We start from the raw sequence: 18,965 nt of genomic DNA, 5'->3' as shown, positions 1-18,965 counted from the left end.
CACGAGCCTTTCGTTTCACGCAGCGACATTGCAGGAAATGAAAAAGGCGGACGAAATTTCGCCGCCTTCGAATTTGTTCTGTTTGACAAGGCCGTGGCGATTGCGCGACGCCAGCCTCACCATGGTGAAATAAGATTCTTTCTCGATTGCAATCGGCGTATCGATATCGAATATATTCGAACGCGGCGTCAGCCTGATTGGGAAAAACCTGAAAACGACGCCAATACTGATGTCGATCAGCATTGCGGCCGCTTTTGGCGCGATGCCGTCGGCCGTGAAAACGTCACTCAGCACGTTGTACTCCGCTGCATAACCAGTTCCTGGTCGATTTGTTGCGGTTAATCAAATTTTTGCAATACGTGCCGAAAGAACGGGGCGGGATTGAAGCACACAGCAGGCCGCCGCAGCGGCGGCCCGGGCACGAAGCGAATCCGGAATTATTGCTTGAGCCGTTTGTCGTGGATTCGTGAAATGCTTATGCAGCGACCTGCGCTCTTCCATTGTATTTTTGTAATATCGGAGAAGTGTTCAAAGCGTTGGTTATCGCTGAACACACTCGGAATTTGAACTATTTTTATGAACGAGTTTAGCGTTCCACCTGCCGGGAACGTTGCGCGAAGTCAAACAGGCCGCCCGGCTGAGCGACAAAAATGGCCGGGTACTTTGTTCGGATTACAGGAGAACTCGATGCACATTCCCAACGAAATGCTCAATGGCTCCATCTGTCCTGTCAGTGCGGCAGTGGCGGTGGCAGGCATTGTTTTGGCCGCGCGCTTTGCCATCAGGTCGGTCAACAAACCCGGCGCTCTGCGCTTTGCCGCGGTTGCCGCCCTGATCTTTGCCGGGCAGATGATCAACTTTCCGGTGCAGGACGGTACGTCGGGCCACCTGCTGGGCGGCGTGCTTGCTTCGGCCATGCTCGGGGTGCCGTTCGGCGTGCTCGCCCTGGCGCTGGTCGTGGCTGTTCAATCCCTTGTGTTCGCCGATGGCGGCTTGCTGGTTCTGGGGGTGAACGTATTCAACATGGCGTTGCTGGGTGCAGGGGCGGGCGGCTTGCTGCATGCGTTCCTGCTCAAGCGAGGCATGGGCCGCAATCTGTCGCTGCTGCTGGCGGGCTGGGCTTCGATCATGTTGGCCGCAACGGCCTGCAGCGTGGAGCTGGCCCTCAGCGGCACCATCACGGCGGGCAAGGTTCTGCCCGCGATGCTGGGCGTACATGCGCTCATCGGCATCGGTGAGGCATTGATCACGCTGCTGCTGGTCAATGCGTTGAACAGCAAGCGCGCCATGTCGGGCTCGTGGCAATTTGCCGCGCCTTGCCTGGCCGCGTTGCTGATCGGCACCATGCTGAGCCCGTTTGCCAGCGGGTATCCCGATGGCCTGGAATGGGTGGCACACCAGTACGGCTTCCTGAAGGAAAGCGCGCCGTTGTTCGTGGCACCCCTGGCTGATTACGCGGTTCCCGGCCTGGGCGATTCGGCCATTTCCACGGCGCTCGCCGGGCTGGCTGGCGTGCTGCTGATGCTGGGGGCGGGTTCGCTGCTGGCGGGCTTGCTGCGCGCCAGATCAGCGCCTGTGCTCTGAGTGCTTCGCGCGTGAAATAAAACGGCCCAGCATTGCTGGGCCATTTTATTTGCGTGAGGCTGGTTTTTGAAATATCCATGCCTGATATTTCAAAAATCCATGAGGGGGTTTTTTATTGCTTGCAGGCAATATAGTAATACTGATAGTTGCCCATGCGGATGCCAAAGTACTGCGAGCCCGGCCACGCAGCGTCGCAATAGGTCTGACCATCCACCGTGGTGGTATTGGGAAGCGTGAAGTAACGAACTTCATAGGCAAAAGCATTCATCATGATGCTGGACAACAGTACACCCAGTGCAAGTCGCTTCATGGCTATTCCTGTGAGATAAATGATGATGTATTGACCATGCTGCATTGCTGCCAAGGTGGAGGTGATGGCAGCAATACCGCATCGATGAGTAAGCTGCTACTCAGTCATGATGTTTGCATATCTTTATTTTGCTGTCTAGATTTGTCAAAATAATGTGACATTCTTGTGCACGGAAAAAAAGGCCAGTGTTGCCGCCCCGTGCAAGCCGATCCGGCTACCGCATCAAAAATGTGGCGGGGGTTGCCGCGCAGCCCGCTACCTGCTTCGTCAGCGGGTGCGCCGCCATGGCGCGAGCGAATCGAAATTTCAAATAATCGATCATGTTTGAATGTCGAATCCATTTGTAAAATGGATGCAATCTTTGATTGATGGGGTTCTTTCTGAGCACGGAGTGGCACCTGAATGCATGAATCGAAAATTCAAGGCAGTTGTCTTTGCGGCGCGATAACCTTTGAAGCGGATGCTCCGTTTCAGAAAATGATCCACTGCCATTGTTCGAGGTGTCGCAAAAGCAGCGGAACGGGTCATGCAACCAATCTGACGGTCGATCCCGGGCAGTTTCGCTGGCTGTCGGGCGAGGCCGCGATCCGGCAATACGATTTGCCGAGCGCCAAGCGTTTCAGCAAATGGTTTTGCGGGCATTGCGGCTGCCCGGTGCCACGACTGGCGCGCGGTGGGGCGATGATGATCATCCCGGCCGGCGCGCTGGATACCGTGCCGCCGATCACGCCGACTGACCACATCTTCTGGGCTTCGAAAACGCCTTGGGGTTGCCCCGACGGTGGGCTGCCCACTCACGCGGGGTACCCGGAGTCCTAGGGTAAATCGACATTCAAACGTGGGTGCGAAGGAGGAAGGCCGGATGCAGGGCAAGGCGTGCCGAGCGAAGTGGGGTGATCCCCACGAGCGAGGCACAACACAGCCATGCGCCCGGCCTTCATCCTTCCCTGCGGGTTGGTCCGTGGGCCGGTGTCTGCTTTGTCGCACGGCTTGCAGAGAGGAGGGCTCTCTGCGGCGCCGCGCTTCGCGCAGCCACCCGGCCCACGGACCAACGCATCCCATGTTTGAAGGTCGATTCACCCTAGTAGGGTGCCATGCCTGACGATTGGCTCCCGAACGATAAAGGCCCCGTTTCTCCCGGGGCCTTTTCTTTGATGGCGGCCAGGGCGTGTCATCCAATGTTTCGCGGCAGCGCTGGGCCGAAAAAGCGCCAGGCACCAGGCGCACGACGCAGCCAATAACCGGTTATTGGCAAGGAGTGCAACGCAGTGGATGGTGTTTTTTCGGCCCAGCCCTGCGGGTTCGGTGCATTTCGGGCGCCGCGCGGCGTCGCCGGCCGCTTGCGGTATCCATACCGCGGCGCGTCCAGCTCCTTGCACGGCATCCCGAACTGCACCGAACGCTGTCGTGAAACATTGGATGACACGCCCTAGGCTGGCCGGATCGTATCGTCAGGCGTTGAAGCCACCATCGATGGTCAGGCTGGCACCGGTTACGAACGCTGCCTCGGCACTGGCCAGATACGCCACCATGCCGGCGATCTCATCCGGGTGGGCATGGCGGGGCAGCGCCATGAGGTCGTGCATGAGCTTGGCGAAATCGCCCGATTCCGGGTTCATGTCGGTATTGGTGGGGCCGGGTTGCACGTTGTTGACGGTAATGCCGCGCGGCCCGAGATCGCGCGCCATGCCCTGGACCAGCCCCAGCAGCGCGGATTTGCTCATGGCATAGACGGCCGCGCCGGTGAAGGGGACACGTTCGGCATTGCAACTGCTGATGTTGATGATGCGCCCGCCCTGGCCCATGTGTGGCAGTACCGCCTGCGATGCGACGAACACTGCACGTACGTTTACCGCCAGGGTGCGGTCGAAGTCTGCCAGCGCAATGGCATCCACCGCGCCCAGTACCGCCACGCCGGCGTTGTTGACCAGGATATCGATCCGGCCAAAGTGGCGTGCCGCATCATCGATGGCCCGGGTCAGCGCGGCGGCGTCGGCGGCATCGGCCTGAATGGCGAACGCCTTGCCACCCGTGGTTTCGATCTCGGCGACCAGTGCCTGGGCCTGGGGCGCCGAGTTCTGGTAAGTGAACGCCACCGCTGCGCCGTCGCGCGCCAGACGGCGGACGATGGCGGCGCCGATGCCGCGCGAGCCGCCGGTGATGAAGGCAATCCTGCCTGTGAATCCTGTGGTCATTGCAGTGCTCCGGGGGAAAGGTGCATGCAGTATCGCCAGCCGATTCACCATGCGGTAGGTCATAATCGGGATCATCAATTTCAACTGGAAGTAACAGCCGCATGGATGCCCTGAACCTGTTCGATGCCTTTATCGTCAGCGCGCAGGCGGGTAGTTTCTCCGCCGCCGCGCGGCGACTGGGGCTGACGCCGGCGGCGGTGAGCAAGAATGTCGCCCGATTGGAGGCGCAGCTTGGCGTACGCCTGTTCCATCGCAGCACGCGCCGTCTTACCCTGACCGATCGTGGCGAGCAGTTCCTGCACGAGGCGGGCGAGCCTTATGCCCAATTGCAGGCCGCGTTCTCGCGTGCGGCGGAGGACGATGGCCAGCCTGCCGGCGTGCTCAAGGTCAGCATGGGGGTGGCATTCGGCCGCGAGTACCTGGTGCCGCTGCTGGATGAGTTCCTGCGGCGGTATCCCGCCATCGTGCCGGACTGGCAGTTCGACAATCGCCCGGTGGATCTGGTGGGTGGCGGTTTCGACGCCGCCATCGGCGGCGGCATTGCATTGAATCAAGGCGTGGTATTGCGCGAACTGGCCCCCGCCCATGTGATCGTCGTGGCATCGCCGGCCTATATGGCCACGCGGTCGATGCCGATGCATCCTGCCGATCTGGCGCAACTGGAAGGCATTGCCCGACGATCCGGCGCCACTGGACGTCAATATGCGTGGACCTTGCGCAACGGGGCGGGTGAGCAGGTGGCCGCCGACTACCGGGCGCGCCTGATTTTCGACGACCCCGATGCGATGGCGCATGCCGCCATGCTCGGCCATGGCATCGCACTGCTGCCGATGGCGCATGCTGTCCGCTGGCTGGCGCGTGGCGACCTGATCCGGCTGCTGCCCGGCTGGTATGCCGAACTCGGGTCGATCTGCCTGTATTACCCCAACCGCAGGCTGCTGCCGCCCAAGACGCGGGTATTCGTCGACTTCATCGTCGAAGCCTTTCGCGAAAAAGGCCTGGCCGCGCGCTTCGACGGGCGTTGAGGTTGCGGTATGGGCATCGCTACGTCGGGTTTTCCGGGTTGCTCGCGGGCTGAGGGCAGGTCAGCGTGGCGTGCAGCGAGCGATGGTCGATCGGTGCCGAAGTGTGCTCATGCACGATTTTCCAGACCGTGCCACGGCGCTGCAAACCCAGCGTGATGCGATTGTCGAGCGAGCGCAGCGGGCGCCCTTCGGCCGAGCATGCGGTGTAGGTGAGGATCGCGTGCCCGACCGCCAGGGTATCGGCCACGATGCATCGCGCTTCGCGGATGCGGACGTACACCTGTTCCGCGCCGAGCGACGAAAACCATGCGCCCGCTATCCCGCGCCACGCAGCGATACCCTGCAGCGACCAGGTGTCCCACATATCGAAAACGTATACGTCGTCGTCGTACAGCGCGGCAAAGGCATCCACATCCTTGGCCAGCACCGCCGCCTGATAGGCGGCGAGGATGGCTGCCAGTGGATCGGGCGGTTCAGGCATGCGGCAGGCCTCGCGATGAAGGAAACGGTGACGACAACGCCCCGCAATCGCGAGGCGTTGTCGTCGGTGGCAGCAGGCCGGGGCTTGCAGCAGCCTGTGCATCGTACACGGGGGGTGATCCTCAACCCTGCATTTCGCCGCCGTTCACCAGCCAGGTGATGCCATATCGGTCCACGGCCACGCCGAAGGTTTCCGCCCAGAAGGTCTGTTGCAGCGCCATCGTGATCTTGCCGCCTTCGCTCAGCGCATTGAAGCGCCGCGTGGCTTCTTCCACGGTGGGATAGGTGATCGCCAGGGAAATGCCCTTGATGCCTTCGAAGGTGCCGCCGCAACCTTCCATATGGTCCGAAGCCATCACCCTGCCGCCAGGCAGTTCCAGGCAGGCGTGCATGATGAGGTTGCCGTCGGTATTGGGCAGATGCTCGGCGGCAGGCGAATCCGCCAGCTTCAGCAGGCGCAGCGTGCCGTCCAGTACGCTTTCATAGAACCGCATGGCTTCGGCGCAGTTGCCGTTGAAGGTGATGTAGGGGCTGAGTCGTTGGTCCATTGTCGATCTCCATTGGTTGTCATTGATTGAGTTGTCGCAAGCCGCGTCAAACACATGTGTACACGGTACACATAACCTAGCATGAGATAATGGACGGTGTACACATAGGATCGACGATGAGCGACACCCCCTCTTCACCGCGCAGGCGCACCACTTACCGCCATGGCGACCTGCGCAATGCCTTGCTGGAAGCGGGCATCGCGCTGGCCAGGGCCGGCGGTCCGGATGCCGTGGTGCTGCGGGAAGCAACCCGACAGGCGGGCGTGGTCCCGAACGCGGCGTACCGGCATTTCGCCAATCGGGACGATTTATTACAGGCGGTGCGTTCCTACGCGTTGTCGCAAGTGGCGCGCGCGATGGAAGCGGAACTGGCCGGGCTGGACCCCGCCGCAGGGGCGCTGCGCTGGGCCCAGGACAGCGTGCGCGCGATCGGTACCGGTTACCTGCGGTTCGCCCATGCCGAGCCGGGCCTGTTCAAGACGGCGTTCTCCTCCCATGAAGGTGTCGAGGGCGACAACGATCCGACCCGGGCGGGCGACAGCGGCATGAACCCGTTCCAGTTGCTGAGCATGGCCTTGAACCGGCTGGCCGATGCGGGCGGCCTGCCGCCGGAACGCCGGCTGGGCGCCGAGTACCTGGCCTGGTCCGCCGTGCATGGCCTGGCGCTGTTGCTGAGCGAAGGCCCCTTGCATGGCATGCCCGAACCGCAACGCATGATGATCGGTCAGCGGCTGCTGGATATGGTGGAGAAGGGCCTGTAGCGCAAACGCCCGGGTGGCGCTGCCGACGCGGGGATGCGTCATGGGGGGCACAGGGGTGTTCGAGGAGGAGGGGGGCCATGCCGGCGGCCCGATTCCGTTGCGGGACTCGACCGCGAGCGCCTGGGCCCGGAAAGGGTACCCATCCCCACGGCAATCTATTGTTGCGTGCGGTGTTCCAGCCGTTCCAGCAAGCGCTGCCGCACCGCTGGCCATTCGTCGTCGATGATGCTGAAGCGCACCGAATTGCGCTTGCGGCCGTCCGGCATGATGCGCTCGTTGCGGATCACGCCTTCCTCCACCGCGCCCAGCCGCAGGATGGCCGCGCGAGATGCCATGTTGCGCACGTCGGTGGTGAACTGCACCCGCACGCAGTGCCAGGCCTCGAAGGCATGTTGCAACATCAGGAACTTGGCCTCGGTATTGGCCGCGGTGCGTTGCCACGACCGCGCCAGCCAGGTACTGCCGATCTCCAGCCGCCGGTGTTCGTGGTCGATCTTCCAGAAACGGGTGGAGCCGATCACCCGGCCGCTGGCACGCGCCACGGTCACGAATGGCAACACCGTGCCCGCCCGCTGTCCCTGCAATGCCCGGTCGATGTATGCCTCGACGGTGGCGGCGCTGGGAATCACCGTCACCGGTGACTGCCACAATTCGCCGTCGGTCGCGGCCTCGACCAGCGCCGTGGCGTCGGTGGTGCGCAGTTCGCGCAGCAGGACGGTGTTGCCAACAAGCTCGATCATCGGAATCGGCGCAGCATGGAAAACGCTGATTCTATAGCCTGCGCGATCGTCAACCAGAAGGAATATGGCGCGCGTAGGTTGCGCGGTCTGCCAGGGGTTGCTGGCGCAACCGGCGCGGCGTATCGGCGGGTGACTGTTGCGGCGGTGGGCGGGGGCAACTGTTGCTGTCGTCGCGCCATGTCGCTGTCCTAAACTGGCCCGCCCAGCCGAGTGGATCGCATATGGACGCAGCCAGCCCTTCCAGCCTTGCCATCGGTATCTACGTGTTCGACGACGTCGAGGCACTGGATTTCGCCGGGCCATACGAAGTGTTCACCACCGCCGCCCGGGTACACGGCCGTGACCACGCTGGCGCGCTACCGCGTTTTCGTGTCTTCACCATTGGCCGCAACCGTGACGCGGTGAAGGCAAGGGCTGGATTGAAGATGGAGCCCGATCATACCCTGGCTGACCATCCCGCCATCGATTGCCTGATCGTGCCCGGCGGCGTGGTCAGCGCCGAACTGGACAAGCCGGATGTGATCGCCTGGATCGCCGCCCAGGCCGGCCGGGTGCCGCTGGTGGCCTCTGTGTGCACCGGCGCCTTCCTGCTGGCCCGCGCCGGACTGCTCGACGGCAAGCGCGCCACCACCCACTGGGAGGATCTGGACGATCTGCAACGCATGTTCCCCGCCGTGCAGGTGCAGCGCGGCGTGCGGTGGGTGGACCAGGGCGCGCTGGTCAGTTCGGCCGGCATCTCGGCGGGCATCGACATGAGCCTGCATCTGGTGGAGCGCCTGCACAGCCGCGAACTGGCCGTCCGCACCGCGCGGCAGATGGAGTTCGACTGGACGGAAAACCCCCGGCCGTAGCCCGATCGCCATACCATGCTCGACTGATCGACTGGCTTGCCGGTTTGGCGGCGCGCCCCACAGGACACCCATGATCCGACTTCGACCTTCCACCCCCGCGGACGGCCCGAGCATCATCGACATCTGGCGCCGCGCCGTGGATGCCACGCATCACTTTCTCACCGCCCAGGATCGCCGCGACATCGACGCCGAGGTGGCCGCCTTCCTGCCCGTGGCGCCGCTGGAGCTGGCGGTGGACGACGCGGATCGCCCCATCGCTTTCATGCTGCTCGATGCGGGCCGGCTGGAAGCGCTGTTCGTCGACCCGGATCACCACGGCGCCGGTGTGGGCCGCCTGCTGGTGCAGGCCGCGCTCCAGCGCCATCCGGGTCTTTGCACCGACGTGAACGAGCAGAACCCGCAGGCGGCTGGTTTCTACGAAAAACTGGGCTTCGAGCGCATCGGCCGCTCGGCGCTGGACGGGCAGGGGCGGCCTTATCCGTTGATTCATTTGCGGCATCGATCCGCGTAACGGGGAAAAAGACTGCGCATTGCGCACAACCCCGCTTGGAGGCGAGGCTGGCGTGGAGGTGGCAGGTCGATTCGACAGGTTACGGCTGTGATGGCGACGGTTTTTCCTGCCATCCGAGCAGCAATCAGTTTGCCTTTCCTTGCCGCAACAGCCTCAACCCATTTCCCACCACCAGCAGGCTTGCGCCCACGTCGGCGAATACCGCCATCCACATGGTGCCCAGCCCGGCCAGTGTCAGCAGCAGGAACACGGCCTTGATGCCCAGTGCCAGGGTGATGTTCTGCACCAGCACGGCGTGGGTGCGGCGGGAGAGGCGCACGAAGGCGGCCACCTTGCGCAGGTCGTCGTCCATCAGCGCTACGTCGGCGGTTTCGATGGCGGTGTCGGTGCCCATCGCGCCCATGGCGAAGCCGATGTCGGCGCGGGCCAGGGCGGGTGCGTCGTTGATGCCGTCGCCGACCATGCCGACGGTGCCTTGTGCGCTCAGGCTTTCCACGGCGGCGCGCTTGTCGTCGGGCAGCAGGTTGCCGCGGGCCTGGTCGATGCCGACCTGGTCGGCGATGGCCTGGGCGGTGTGCGGATTGTCGCCGGTGAGCATCACGGTGTTCACGCCCAGCGCGTGCAGTTCGGCCACGGCGGCGCGGCTGCTGTCCTTGACGGTGTCGGCGACGGCGAACAACGCCAGCACGCGTTGCGCGTCCAGCAGCGCCACCACGCTGCGGCCCTGGCGCTCCAGCGCATCCAGCCGTGCTTCCAGCTCGGGCGAGCAGCGACCCAGTTCTTCGATCAGTCGGTGATTGCCCAGCCAGTAGTCGGCGTTGTCGATACGGCCTTGGACGCCACGTCCGGCCAGGGCGGCGAAGGCGTCCACTTCGTGGCGCGGCACACCATCGGCGTCGGCGGCCTGGGCGATGGCCAGCGACACCGGGTGGTCGGAGCGTCTGGCCAGGCTGGCCGCCAGCGCGCGGCAGGTGGCGGCCGGCAGGTCGGCGCGTGGCTCGAAGTCGGTCTGCACCGGTTTGCCGTGGGTGAGGGTGCCGGTCTTGTCCAGCGCCAGCCAGCGCAGGGTACGGCCTTGCTCCAGGTAGACGCCGCCCTTGATCAGGATACCGCGCCGCGCCGCGGTGGCCAGCCCGCTGACGATGGTCACCGGGGTGGAGATCACCAGCGCGCAGGGGCAGGCGATCACCAGCAGCACCAGCGCCTTATAGACCCAATCGTACCAGCCGCCGCCCAGCACTAGCGGCGGCACCACGGCAACCGCCAGCGCCAGCGCGAACACCAGCGGGGTGTAGACGCGGGCGAAGCGGTCGACGAAGCGCTGGGTCGGCGCGCGCGCGCCCTGGGCGGCCTCGACGGCGTGGATGATGCGCGCCAGCGTGCTGTTGCCGGCGGCGGCGGTGACGCTGTATTCGAACGAGCCGGCCTGGTTGATGGTGCCGGCGAATACGGCATCGCCCTCGGCCTTGTCCACTGGCAGGCTTTCGCCGGTGATCGGCGACTGATCCAGCGTCGAGCGCCCGGCGACGATCACGCCATCCAGCGCCAGCCGCTCGCCGGGGCGCACCCGCACCGTGCTGTCGGGCGCGATCGCGGTGGCGTCCATTGCCAGCCAGCCACCGTCGGGCTGGCGCACCGTGGCCTGCTCGGGCGCCAGTTGCAACAGGCCGGCGATGGCGTTGCGCGCGCGGTCCAGCGAGCGGGCTTCGATCAGCTCGGCCACGGTGAACAGCACCATCACCATGGCGGCCTCCGGCCACTGTCCCAGCAGCAGTGCGCCGGTTACGGCAATGCTCATCAGTGCGTTGATGTTGAGGTTGCCGTTGCGGATCGCCACCCAGCCCTTGCGATAGGTGGTCAGGCCGCTCAGCGCCACGGCGGTGATGGCGAGCGCAGCGGCCAGCCACACCGGGCCGGCCAGCCAGTCCACTGCCTCGGCGCCCAGCGCGGCGGCGCCCGCCAGTGCCAGCGGCCACCAGCGGGTCGGTGCGGGCGGCGCGGCCGGTTGCGATGACGCATCGTCGCCAAGCAGTTCCGGCTCGAAGTCCAGCGTGCGGATCGCGGCGAGAATGCGCGGCAACTGTTCCGGTGCGTGCACCACGGTGAGCACGCGTTGCATCAGGTTGAAATCCAGCGCGGCAATCCCCTCCATCGCTCCCAGCTTGTTGCGGATCAGCGCTTCTTCGGTGGGGCAGTCCATCTGCGTGATGCGGATCGCGCTGCGGGTGCCGGCGGCGGCATCCAGCGCGGCGGCACTGGCCTGCGGCGCGGGCGTATCGTGATCGCAGCAGTGGTCGTGCCCAGGGTCGTGCGAGTGGACGGGGGCTTGCGAGGGCGCTGGGCCGGGGTGATGGTCGTGGTTGCAGCAGCGGGCCATGTCGATTACCTCGTGGGGACATATACCCAGTACACACCCTGTAGCGGCTACAGGGTCAACCCCGTCGTTGCGCGGCAGGCCGTCGACGGTTTGCCGGCCTTGCCGAGGTCCGCGCAAGGTAGGCCACCGTCATGGCGCAATACCTGCGACGGGGCTTTAGTGTAGCCATTTCAACTCAGGAGCCCGCCATGATCGACCACACTGGCATCAATGTTTCCAATCTTCTGCAAAGCAGGCAGTTCTATCAGACCGTGCTTGCCACGCTGGGCTATACGATTCGTCTCGATTTTGGCGTGGCGGTGGGGTTTGGCGATGGCGACGCCGAGGCTGGCGACGATCCGGGCGGGGATTTCTGGATCAGCCAGGGCGAGCCCCATACCCCGCGCAGCCATATCGCTTTCCGCGCTACCAGCGTCGAACAGGTGGCCGCCTTCCACGCGGCCGCGCTGGCTGCCGGCGCGCGCGACAACGGCGCACCCGGCCCGCGCCCGCATTACCACGCCGGCTACTACGCCGCTTTCGTGTTCGACCCGGATGGCTACAACATCGAGGCGGTTTTTCACGGCAGGACAGCCCCAGGTCTTGAAGCAACCGCCACATCTTGAACTTCAAGACTTGGGGTCCGGTTTGCCCCCTCAGACCGGCACATCTCCGAGGATCGTCGCGCGGTGCATCACTCGGCGGGCCGGCAGGTAGTCGGCCACGGCGTAGTGCTGGGTGACGCGGTTGTCCCAGAACGCTACGTCGTTCACCTGCCAGCGCCAGCGCACGGTGAATTCCGGTCGGGCGATGTGGGCGTAGAGAAAGGCCAGCAGCGCGTCCGATTCGGGCGGCGGCAGTTGATCGATGCGCAGGGTGAAGCCTTCGTTGACGAAGATCGCCTTGCGTCCGGTTTCCGGGTGGGTGCGGATCACCGGGTGCGACAGCGGTGGATGCCTGGCGCGGGTGGCTTCCCATTGCGCGCGACCGGCGTCGGAGATGCCGTGGCGGCTGGCGGGGAACGACTTGGCGAAGTCATGCGTCGCGGTCAGCCCATCCAGCAGCGCCTGCAACCGGGGCGACAGCGCATCGAACGCCGCCGTGCCGCTGGACCATAGCGTGTCGCCACCGGTGGCCGGCAACTGCTTGGCGGCCAGCACCGCGCCCAGGGGCGGGGTGGCGATGAAGGTCACGTCGGTGTGCCAGTTGTCGTTGTCCGGCAGGTTATCGGCGTGGGTGTCCAGCACCAGGATCTGCGGTGTCTCTGGCACGTTGGGGTAGATCGGGTGCACGTGCAGGTCGCCGAAGTGGCGTGCGAAATCGCGCTGCCGCGCCGGGGTGAGCGGCTGGTCGCGAAAGAACAGTACCTGATGGCGCAGCAGTGCCTCGTGCAGCAGGGCGTGGCGTGCCTTGTCCAGTGGTTCGTCCAGCGAGAGGCCGCTGACGACGGCGCCGAGGGCGGGGCTGAGGGAGGTGATCTCGATCGAAGGCATGAGGGTTCTCGGATTGCCGGGAGCGGTGGGCAAGACCCGGCGCTGCGGTGCTGTCGGGTCGTACAACGCAGTCCCGTTTCAGTGGGGTTGGCCCTGCCAGGGCACCAGCCGGCGTTGCAGCGCGCGCAGGCCCAGCTCCAGCGCGAAGGCGATCACGGCGATGACCAGGATGCCCAGCACCACTACGTCGGTCACCAGGAACTGTGCCGCCGACTGCACCATGAAGCCCAGCCCACGCGTGGCGGCCACCAGTTCGGCGGCCACCAGGGTGGACCAGCCGGTTCCCAGCCCGATGCGCACGCCGGTGAGGATGTCGGGCAGCGCGGAAGGCACGATCACGTGGCGGATCAACTGCCAGCGGCTGGCGCCCAGCGATTGGGCGGCGCGCACCCGCGCCGGGTCCACCCCGCGCACGCCGGTGGCGGTGGCGATGGCAATCGGGGCAAAGATCGCCAGGTAGATCAACAGTACTTTCGACAATTCGCCGATGCCGAACCAGATCACGATCAGCGGCAGGTAGGCCAGCGGCGGGATGGGCCGGTAAAACTCGATCAGCGGATCGAGCACGCCGCGCGCGGTGCGCGACAGGCCGATGGCGATGCCCACCGGTACCGCGAACAGCATGGCGGCGATCAGCGCCAGCACGATGCGCAGGGCGCTGGCGCCCAGATGCTGCCACAGCGTGGCGTCCATATAGCCCTGGGTGGCAGTCAGCCACAGCTTGGCCAATACCGCCTGTGGCGGTGGCAGGAACAACGGCGGTATCAGGCCACTGGCGCTGACGGCCCACCACAGTGCCAGCAGCGTTGCCACCGTGGTCACGCCCAGGCGCAGCGTGCCGCGTCGGGGCGGGCGTTGCGGCTCGGCCTGTTCGGCCACGGGAAATTCATGTTCGCCCAGTGCGAGGTCGGCGGCGTTCATGCGATCACTCCTTGCGATACGTCGGCCTGGCTGGCGCGGTGTGCGAACACGCGTGCCAGCACATGTTCGCGCACGGCGATGAAGGCGGGGTCGGATTTGATCTCGCGCACCGGCTCGCCGGCGGCGTGGCGGCGACCGAAATCCAGCGACAGCCGCTCGACGATGCGCCCGGGCCCCGGCGACATCAGCACCAGTTCGGTGGCGAGGAACACTGCCTCCTCGATGTCGTGGGTGATCAGGAACACTCGCTTGCCGGTTTCGCGCCAGAGACGCAGCAATAGCGACTGCATCTGCTCGCGGATGAAGGCATCCAGCGCGCCGAACGGTTCGTCCATCAGCAATACGCGCGGATCGGCCGCCAGCGCCCGTGCCAAGCCGACGCGCTGGCGCATGCCCCCGGACAACTGCCATACGCGGTGGCCGGCGTAGCCGTCCAGGTCCACCAGTCGCAGCACCTGCCGCGCCCGCGCTTGCCGCTCGCGTGCCGGCACGCCGCGCAGACGCAGGCCGAATGCCACGTTGTCCGCCACGTCCAGCCATGGCAGCAGTGCGTCGTGCTGGAACACCACGCCGCGCTCGGCGCCGGGGCCGCTCACCGCCTTGCCGTCGAGCATGACGCTGCCGTGGTCCGGCGCGATGAAGCCCGCGATCAGGTTGAGCAGGGTGGTCTTGCCGCAGCCGGACGGTCCCAGTGCCACCACCAGGCTTTCCGGTGGCACGGTCAGCGAAACCTCGGACAACGCCAGGCCGGTGGCACCGGCATAGCGCACTGAGACACGATCGACGATCAGCGAAGACATGAGGGGCTCCAGCAAGCGCTGCCGACCAGGCCTTGCGGCGGCGGCAGGCAAGGCGCCGGGCCTTGCCTGCCGTATGCCACGTCGGGGCGGGCCGGCTGCGCCAGGGTTGCGGCGGTGGCGGCGTTTACTTCAGCGCGGCCTTGGCGTAGCGGTTGCTCACGTAGCTGGCGTAGCTCGGTTGCAGCGCGTCCACTTTGCCCTGGTCCTTGAGGAAGGCCGAGGTATCGGTCAGTGCCTTGGTGGTGGCGTCGGCCAGCAACCTGGCCTGCTCGTCCGCCAGCGGGTAGCGGTTGCCCGTCAGCAGCCCGGCCACTTCCTCCGGCTTGGAGCCGGTAACGCGGGCGATCTTCTCCACATTGGCCGCCTTGGCTGCGAACGCCTTGGGGTTAGCGGCATAGTCGGCATATGCCTTGAGCGTGACGCGGGCAAACTGCTCGACGAACCTGGGGTTCTTCTCGGCGAAATCCTTGCGCACGATCCAGGCATCGAAGGTGGGCGCGCCCCATTTGGCCACATCGGTGGAACTCACCAGCACCTTGCCGTTCTCCTTGGCCTTGCCCAGCGCCGGGTCCCACACGTAGGCGGCATCGATGTCGCCGCGTTGCCATGCCGCAGTGATTTCGGACGGCCGCAGGTTGACGATCTGCACCTTGGATGGATCGATCTTCCAGTGTTTGAGCGCGGCCAGCAGGCTGTAATGGGTGGTCGAAACGAACGGCACGGCGATCTTCTTGCCGGCGAGATCGGCCGGCTTGGCGATGCCGGCGCCGTTGCGCACCACCAGCGCCTCGGCCGAACCGATCTGCGCCGCGATCAGGAAGGTCTGGATCGGCAGCGAACGGCTGGCTGCCGCCGCCAGCGGGCTGGAACCCACATAGCCGATCTGCACATCGCCCGACGCCACCGCCGTGATCACCTCGGCGCCGCTCTCGAACTTGCGCCAATCGATCTTGGCGCCGCTCGCTTTTTCGTAGGCGCCGTCGGCCTGGGCCACTTTGGCCGGCTCGACGGTGGTCTGGTAGGCGATGGTGACGTCGGCGGCATGGACGGCAAAGGCTGTGCCGGTCAAGGCCAGGGCGGACAGCCAGCGGGTGGTGCGATCAAGCGTGCTCATCGTGTTGTGCTCCAGGTTGCCGCCGCGAAGGCAGCGGTCGATGGAGGCAATCTAACAAGCAGTATTTGTATATAAAAAGGAATATAAAACTATTTCAAAATAACAAAATGCAATATTTGGAAGAGGGCGTTATGATAAGGCACTGGTGTGGACACCGCGAGCACCGAGGAGAGAAAGCCCCCAGGGAAAGACTGTTCATCTCGTGGGTTTTCTCCGTGTCCTCGGTATCTACAGCGATTGCGTTTGGCCCGCCTAGCCGTCACGCGGCGCTCGCGCTGTTTTCCGCCGGTTCCAGGCCCACCACGCAATTGCGGCCCGAGTGCTTGGCCTGGTACAGCGCCGTGTCGGCCTCGGATACCAGGTCACCCCAGGTCGAGCGGGCACAACTGAGCGAGACGCCGAAGCTGGCGGTCACACTCAGGGTGCGGCCTCCCGGCAACTGCACGCTGGCGCCAGCGATCACGCGGCGCAGTTTTTCCGCCACCGCCCGCACCGCCTTGGCATCCGCCAGCGGCACCAGCACGATGAATTCCTCGCCGCCGAACCGTCCCACGTTGTCTTCGTTGCGACAGGTTTCCAGCACCGTCTGCGCCACCATCTTCAGCACCAGGTCGCCCACCGGGTGGCCGTGGACGTCGTTGACCTTCTTGAAGTGATCGATATCGAACATCACCAGCCCGACCCGCCAGTCGCCCAGCGCGGCATGGGTCAGCAACTGCTCGCCGATATCCTCCAGAGCGCGGCGGTTGTGCACGCCGGTCAGCACATCGGTCTCGGCCTGGCGCTTCAGTTGCTGGGTCAGTTGGCTCAGACGCTGCTCGGCCTGGACGCGCTTTTCCTGGCTGGAGCGCAGGGTGTCGAGGGCGTCGAACAGCTTTTCCACCTCGGGGCCGCTGCGGGGGCGGCGCAGTGGCATCAGATTGCCCTCGGCCAGCTCGATGATGCCGTGGCGCGCCTGGAGCAACGGCAGCAGCAGCCGGCGCCGGCTGGTGTACAGCAGCGCGATCAGCACCCCGATCAGCGCGCCGCACAGCAACAGCACCTGCACCGCTTCGCGCTTGGCGTTCACCACGCCCTGCTGCGACTGCTCGGCGGCCGCCTGGATGAGCCGCTCCTGCATCTGCTCGACCGAGCGCATGGCGTGCGTGTAGCGTTCGGTAAAGGCCATCACCGATGGCAGCCGATCCCCTGAGTGGCTGCCTTGCTGCAACACCTCGTCGAGCAGCCGATAGCCCTCGCCGAAGTAGTCCCGTTCCATGGCCTCGCGCGCCTGCTGCAGACCCGACTGCATCCGGTAGTTGCTCATTTGCTGTTTGAACCCTTCGGCCATATCGTTCAGGCGCTCGCGGAAGTTCCCGATACGTTGTTGCCGATCCGCGCCGATGGCCTCGCGTTTGATCAATGGCACCATCAGTTGCGCACCCACGCGCCCGGCGTGTTCGCGGGCAAGTCCCAGCATCCGCGACATCACCACCGCATAGGAAATTCGTCGATCCGTTTCAACTGAGTGCATTCCCGTCTCGATAATGGCCGGGCGCAGGTCGTTGGCGACGTAATACAGTTCGTCAATGACCTGCGTGATTTCCGTGCCGCCGCGTCGAGCCAGCGGCTTGTCAGCCACCGAGTCGGCCAGCTCACGGGCCCTGGTTAGATCCCGCCGCGCATGGTCCACGGCCTGGATCGACACCACGAAATCCTCCTGATGCCGCTTGATCAGGGCCGCGATCTGCTTCAGCTCGCCATCGCTGCGCTGACGGGCCTGCGCCACCGCGCGGCGCTGCGGGTAATTGTGGACTCGCAGATCGCTGATCAGCCGAAAGGTTTCGCCTCGCTCGGCCGCCAGCACATTGGCGGCATCCAGTACTGCGTGATACAGCGACAGGTTTTCCAGGCTTTTCTGGTTCAGCCGGAATTCCCGGTAGCTGTGGTAGATCAACTGCCCGGCCAGGGCTGCGGTGATCAGCACGATGACCAGCGAGCATAGTTGAAACTTCTGGTCGAGGGTGAGGCGTCTCATGACGGCGATCCGGTGGCGGCGATGCGCCGATACTGAAATCGCCGGTACGGGAAAAATTTGATCTCGCACAAACGCCACCGGCGCCCGGAGCGCCGGGCGTGGCACGACATGCACATGGATCGGGGGGCGCGGCGCGTGGCGAATTCGTGGCCGGCCGCGCTGCTTTCCAGTCAGATCGCCGCTTGCGGCGCGGCCCGGGCACGGCGGATGCTTGGCGGGACGCCGCCATGCGCCGGTGGCCGGCGCCGTTGGTGTGAAAATGCCAGACAGATTATTCCGATAGCGAAAGTGGCTGCCGCGCCGCCACCGAGGGGCTCCACCCAGCGCCGAGCGCGGTTTCCCACGCCGTTGCACCGGCGTCCCGCCGCGCCCTTTGCCCGGCTGTCGGGCGCTGGGGTGAAGCGATGCGGGCGCTGCGTTTCAATCCAGCCCCGCCATCTGCCGCAGGTATTCCCAAGGGTAGATGCCGCGTTGGTGCCCATCGTCGAAGCGCAGTTGCAGAGCGTAGTGCCCAATGGGCTCGGCGCCTTGCAGGCGGATCGCGGCCGGCGCCTGCGGTGACATGCCGCGCAGCGTCAGCGCGCGGCAGTCGGCGCAGCGGCAGGCGTGGCGCAGCAGCGGGGCGGGGAGCGTGATGTCGCCGTCGGGCCAGGTCAGCGCCAGGGCATCGGCAGTGAGGGTGACGTGATGCGGGGTCATGGCTGGTCTTCGCGGCGCAATCCGGCCAGGCCCAGCCGCGCGGCTTTGCGTACTTCGGGGTCGGGGTCGGATTCGGCCAGGCGCAGCGCGGGTTCCGCCGTGGCGTCGCCGATCTCGCCCAGGGCGATGGCGGCTTCCTTGCGCAGGTTGCCGGCGGCATGGCCCAGGCTGGCGATCAGTGCGGGCATGGCGGTGGCGTCGCCGATCAGGCCCAGCGCGCGGGCTGCCTTGATCCGTACCTGCCAGATGTCGCCGTACAGGCTGTCGATCAATGCCGGCGCGGCCGGGCGCAGGCGCAGTTTGCCCAAGGTGGTGGCGGCCTCCTCGCGCACCGCCCACTGTGGGTCGGCCAGCGCCGCCAACAGGGCCGGCAGTATGGCGGCCCCATCGGCGAAACCCAGCGCGCCGCTGGCGATGCGGCGTACCTCGGCATCCGGGTCGGTCTGTGCCAGCCGCGCCAGTGCGGGCACTGCGGTGGCCAGCTTGAGCCAGCCGAGCACGCCCACCGCTTCGCGCCGCACCGCCGCATTGGTGTGGGTCAGCGCGTCCAGCGCGGCGTC

General features: G+C 65.4%; 21 protein-coding genes. 7 read left to right on the top strand and 14 right to left on the bottom strand.

The window, feature by feature from the left end; genetic code table 11:
* Positions 1 to 15 precede the first annotated feature (15 nt).
* A complete protein-coding gene (locus tag FAZ21_RS07900) occupies positions 16 to 294 on the bottom strand; it encodes a hypothetical protein (RefSeq protein ID WP_136772729.1) in 279 nt (92 codons plus the stop codon).
* Positions 295 to 687: 393 nt separating this feature from the next.
* Between FAZ21_RS07900 and FAZ21_RS07895 the strand changes: the two genes are divergently transcribed.
* Complete coding sequence (locus FAZ21_RS07895) at positions 688 to 1,584, top strand: energy-coupling factor ABC transporter permease (RefSeq protein WP_136772728.1); 897 nt, start codon at positions 688 to 690, stop codon at positions 1,582 to 1,584.
* 112 nt (positions 1,585 to 1,696) lie between these two features.
* On the opposite strand, the gene FAZ21_RS07890 is transcribed toward FAZ21_RS07895, so the two are convergent.
* Positions 1,697 to 1,894 carry a hypothetical protein gene (locus FAZ21_RS07890; RefSeq protein ID WP_136772727.1) on the bottom strand — a complete coding sequence of 66 codons (198 nt, stop codon included), beginning with the start codon at positions 1,892 to 1,894 and terminating at the stop codon, positions 1,697 to 1,699.
* A gap of 402 nt (positions 1,895 to 2,296) precedes the next feature.
* Here FAZ21_RS07890 and FAZ21_RS07885 point away from each other — a divergent pair, with 402 nt between their 5' ends.
* Positions 2,297 to 2,713, top strand: a complete 417-nt coding sequence (locus tag FAZ21_RS07885; RefSeq protein ID WP_136772726.1) for a GFA family protein — start codon at positions 2,297 to 2,299, stop codon at positions 2,711 to 2,713.
* A 632-nt stretch (positions 2,714 to 3,345) separates the two neighbouring features.
* Here FAZ21_RS07885 and FAZ21_RS07880 read toward each other — a convergent pair.
* A complete protein-coding gene (locus FAZ21_RS07880) occupies positions 3,346 to 4,089 on the bottom strand; it encodes an SDR family oxidoreductase (protein WP_136772725.1) in 744 nt (247 codons plus the stop codon).
* Between the two features lie 101 nt (positions 4,090 to 4,190).
* Here FAZ21_RS07880 and FAZ21_RS07875 point away from each other — a divergent pair, with 101 nt between their 5' ends.
* Positions 4,191 to 5,114: a LysR family transcriptional regulator gene (locus FAZ21_RS07875; RefSeq protein WP_136772724.1), complete on the top strand. Its 924-nt coding sequence runs from the start codon at positions 4,191 to 4,193 to the stop codon at positions 5,112 to 5,114.
* 19 nt (positions 5,115 to 5,133) lie between these two features.
* Here the strand turns inward: FAZ21_RS07875 and FAZ21_RS07870 are convergent, their stop codons facing one another.
* Together FAZ21_RS07870 and FAZ21_RS07865 are read right to left on the bottom strand one after the other, a co-directional pair.
* Positions 5,134 to 5,595: a YybH family protein gene (locus FAZ21_RS07870; protein ID WP_136772723.1), complete on the bottom strand. Its 462-nt coding sequence runs from the start codon at positions 5,593 to 5,595 to the stop codon at positions 5,134 to 5,136.
* 121 nt (positions 5,596 to 5,716) lie between these two features.
* Positions 5,717 to 6,142: a VOC family protein gene (locus FAZ21_RS07865; protein ID WP_136772722.1), complete on the bottom strand. Its 426-nt coding sequence runs from the start codon at positions 6,140 to 6,142 to the stop codon at positions 5,717 to 5,719.
* A gap of 116 nt (positions 6,143 to 6,258) precedes the next feature.
* Here FAZ21_RS07865 and FAZ21_RS07860 point away from each other — a divergent pair, with 116 nt between their 5' ends.
* Complete coding sequence (locus FAZ21_RS07860; RefSeq protein WP_136772721.1) at positions 6,259 to 6,903, top strand: TetR/AcrR family transcriptional regulator; 645 nt, start codon at positions 6,259 to 6,261, stop codon at positions 6,901 to 6,903.
* A 155-nt stretch (positions 6,904 to 7,058) separates the two neighbouring features.
* Here FAZ21_RS07860 and FAZ21_RS07855 read toward each other — a convergent pair whose 3' ends face one another.
* A complete protein-coding gene (locus FAZ21_RS07855) occupies positions 7,059 to 7,643 on the bottom strand; it encodes a GNAT family N-acetyltransferase (RefSeq protein ID WP_136772720.1) in 585 nt (194 codons plus the stop codon).
* A gap of 221 nt (positions 7,644 to 7,864) precedes the next feature.
* Between FAZ21_RS07855 and FAZ21_RS07850 the strand changes: the two genes are divergently transcribed.
* Together FAZ21_RS07850 and FAZ21_RS07845 are read left to right on the top strand one after the other, a co-directional pair.
* The gene (locus FAZ21_RS07850) at positions 7,865 to 8,494 is read left to right on the top strand and encodes a DJ-1/PfpI family protein (RefSeq protein ID WP_136772719.1); all 630 of its coding nucleotides are present in this window, start codon (positions 7,865 to 7,867) and stop codon (positions 8,492 to 8,494) included.
* A 70-nt stretch (positions 8,495 to 8,564) separates the two neighbouring features.
* The gene (locus FAZ21_RS07845) at positions 8,565 to 9,005 is read left to right on the top strand and encodes an acetyltransferase (protein ID WP_136772718.1); all 441 of its coding nucleotides are present in this window, start codon (positions 8,565 to 8,567) and stop codon (positions 9,003 to 9,005) included.
* Between the two features lie 124 nt (positions 9,006 to 9,129).
* Here the strand turns inward: FAZ21_RS07845 and FAZ21_RS07840 are convergent, their stop codons facing one another.
* Entirely contained in the window at positions 9,130 to 11,382 is a 2,253-nt protein-coding gene (locus FAZ21_RS07840) for a heavy metal translocating P-type ATPase (protein ID WP_136772717.1), read from the bottom strand.
* Between the two features lie 188 nt (positions 11,383 to 11,570).
* On the opposite strand from FAZ21_RS07840, the gene FAZ21_RS07835 reads away from it, so the two are divergent.
* Complete coding sequence (locus FAZ21_RS07835; protein WP_136772716.1) at positions 11,571 to 11,987, top strand: VOC family protein; 417 nt, start codon at positions 11,571 to 11,573, stop codon at positions 11,985 to 11,987.
* Between the two features lie 30 nt (positions 11,988 to 12,017).
* Here FAZ21_RS07835 and tauD read toward each other — a convergent pair whose 3' ends face one another.
* The 7 genes from tauD to FAZ21_RS07800 all read right to left on the bottom strand — a co-directional run.
* A complete protein-coding gene (gene tauD, locus FAZ21_RS07830) occupies positions 12,018 to 12,854 on the bottom strand; it encodes a taurine dioxygenase (RefSeq protein WP_136772715.1) in 837 nt (278 codons plus the stop codon).
* 78 nt (positions 12,855 to 12,932) lie between these two features.
* The gene (tauC, locus tag FAZ21_RS07825; RefSeq protein WP_136772714.1) at positions 12,933 to 13,775 is read right to left on the bottom strand and encodes a taurine ABC transporter permease TauC; all 843 of its coding nucleotides are present in this window, start codon (positions 13,773 to 13,775) and stop codon (positions 12,933 to 12,935) included.
* Positions 13,772 to 14,575 carry a taurine ABC transporter ATP-binding subunit gene (gene tauB / locus FAZ21_RS07820; protein ID WP_136772713.1) on the bottom strand — a complete coding sequence of 268 codons (804 nt, stop codon included), beginning with the start codon at positions 14,573 to 14,575 and terminating at the stop codon, positions 13,772 to 13,774. The genes tauC and tauB overlap by 4 nt, the downstream gene beginning before the upstream one ends.
* A gap of 124 nt (positions 14,576 to 14,699) precedes the next feature.
* Positions 14,700 to 15,689 carry a taurine ABC transporter substrate-binding protein gene (gene tauA / locus FAZ21_RS07815; RefSeq protein ID WP_136772712.1) on the bottom strand — a complete coding sequence of 330 codons (990 nt, stop codon included), beginning with the start codon at positions 15,687 to 15,689 and terminating at the stop codon, positions 14,700 to 14,702.
* 259 nt (positions 15,690 to 15,948) lie between these two features.
* The gene (locus FAZ21_RS07810; RefSeq protein ID WP_136772711.1) at positions 15,949 to 17,706 is read right to left on the bottom strand and encodes a GGDEF domain-containing protein; all 1,758 of its coding nucleotides are present in this window, start codon (positions 17,704 to 17,706) and stop codon (positions 15,949 to 15,951) included.
* 420 nt (positions 17,707 to 18,126) lie between these two features.
* A complete protein-coding gene (locus tag FAZ21_RS07805; RefSeq protein ID WP_136772710.1) occupies positions 18,127 to 18,405 on the bottom strand; it encodes a DUF971 domain-containing protein in 279 nt (92 codons plus the stop codon).
* Positions 18,402 to 18,965, bottom strand: a 564-nt coding sequence (locus FAZ21_RS07800) for a HEAT repeat domain-containing protein (protein ID WP_211243406.1), incomplete at its 5' end; no start/stop codon positions are given. The genes FAZ21_RS07800 and FAZ21_RS07805, both read right to left, overlap by 4 nt.

This window comes from Chitiniphilus eburneus (assembly GCF_005048205.1).
GTDB classification, from domain to species: Bacteria; Pseudomonadota; Gammaproteobacteria; order Burkholderiales; family Chitinibacteraceae; genus Chitiniphilus; species Chitiniphilus eburneus.
The sequence above is the reverse complement of the archived record's forward strand: the minus strand, read 5'-3'. Positions and strand labels throughout refer to the sequence as shown.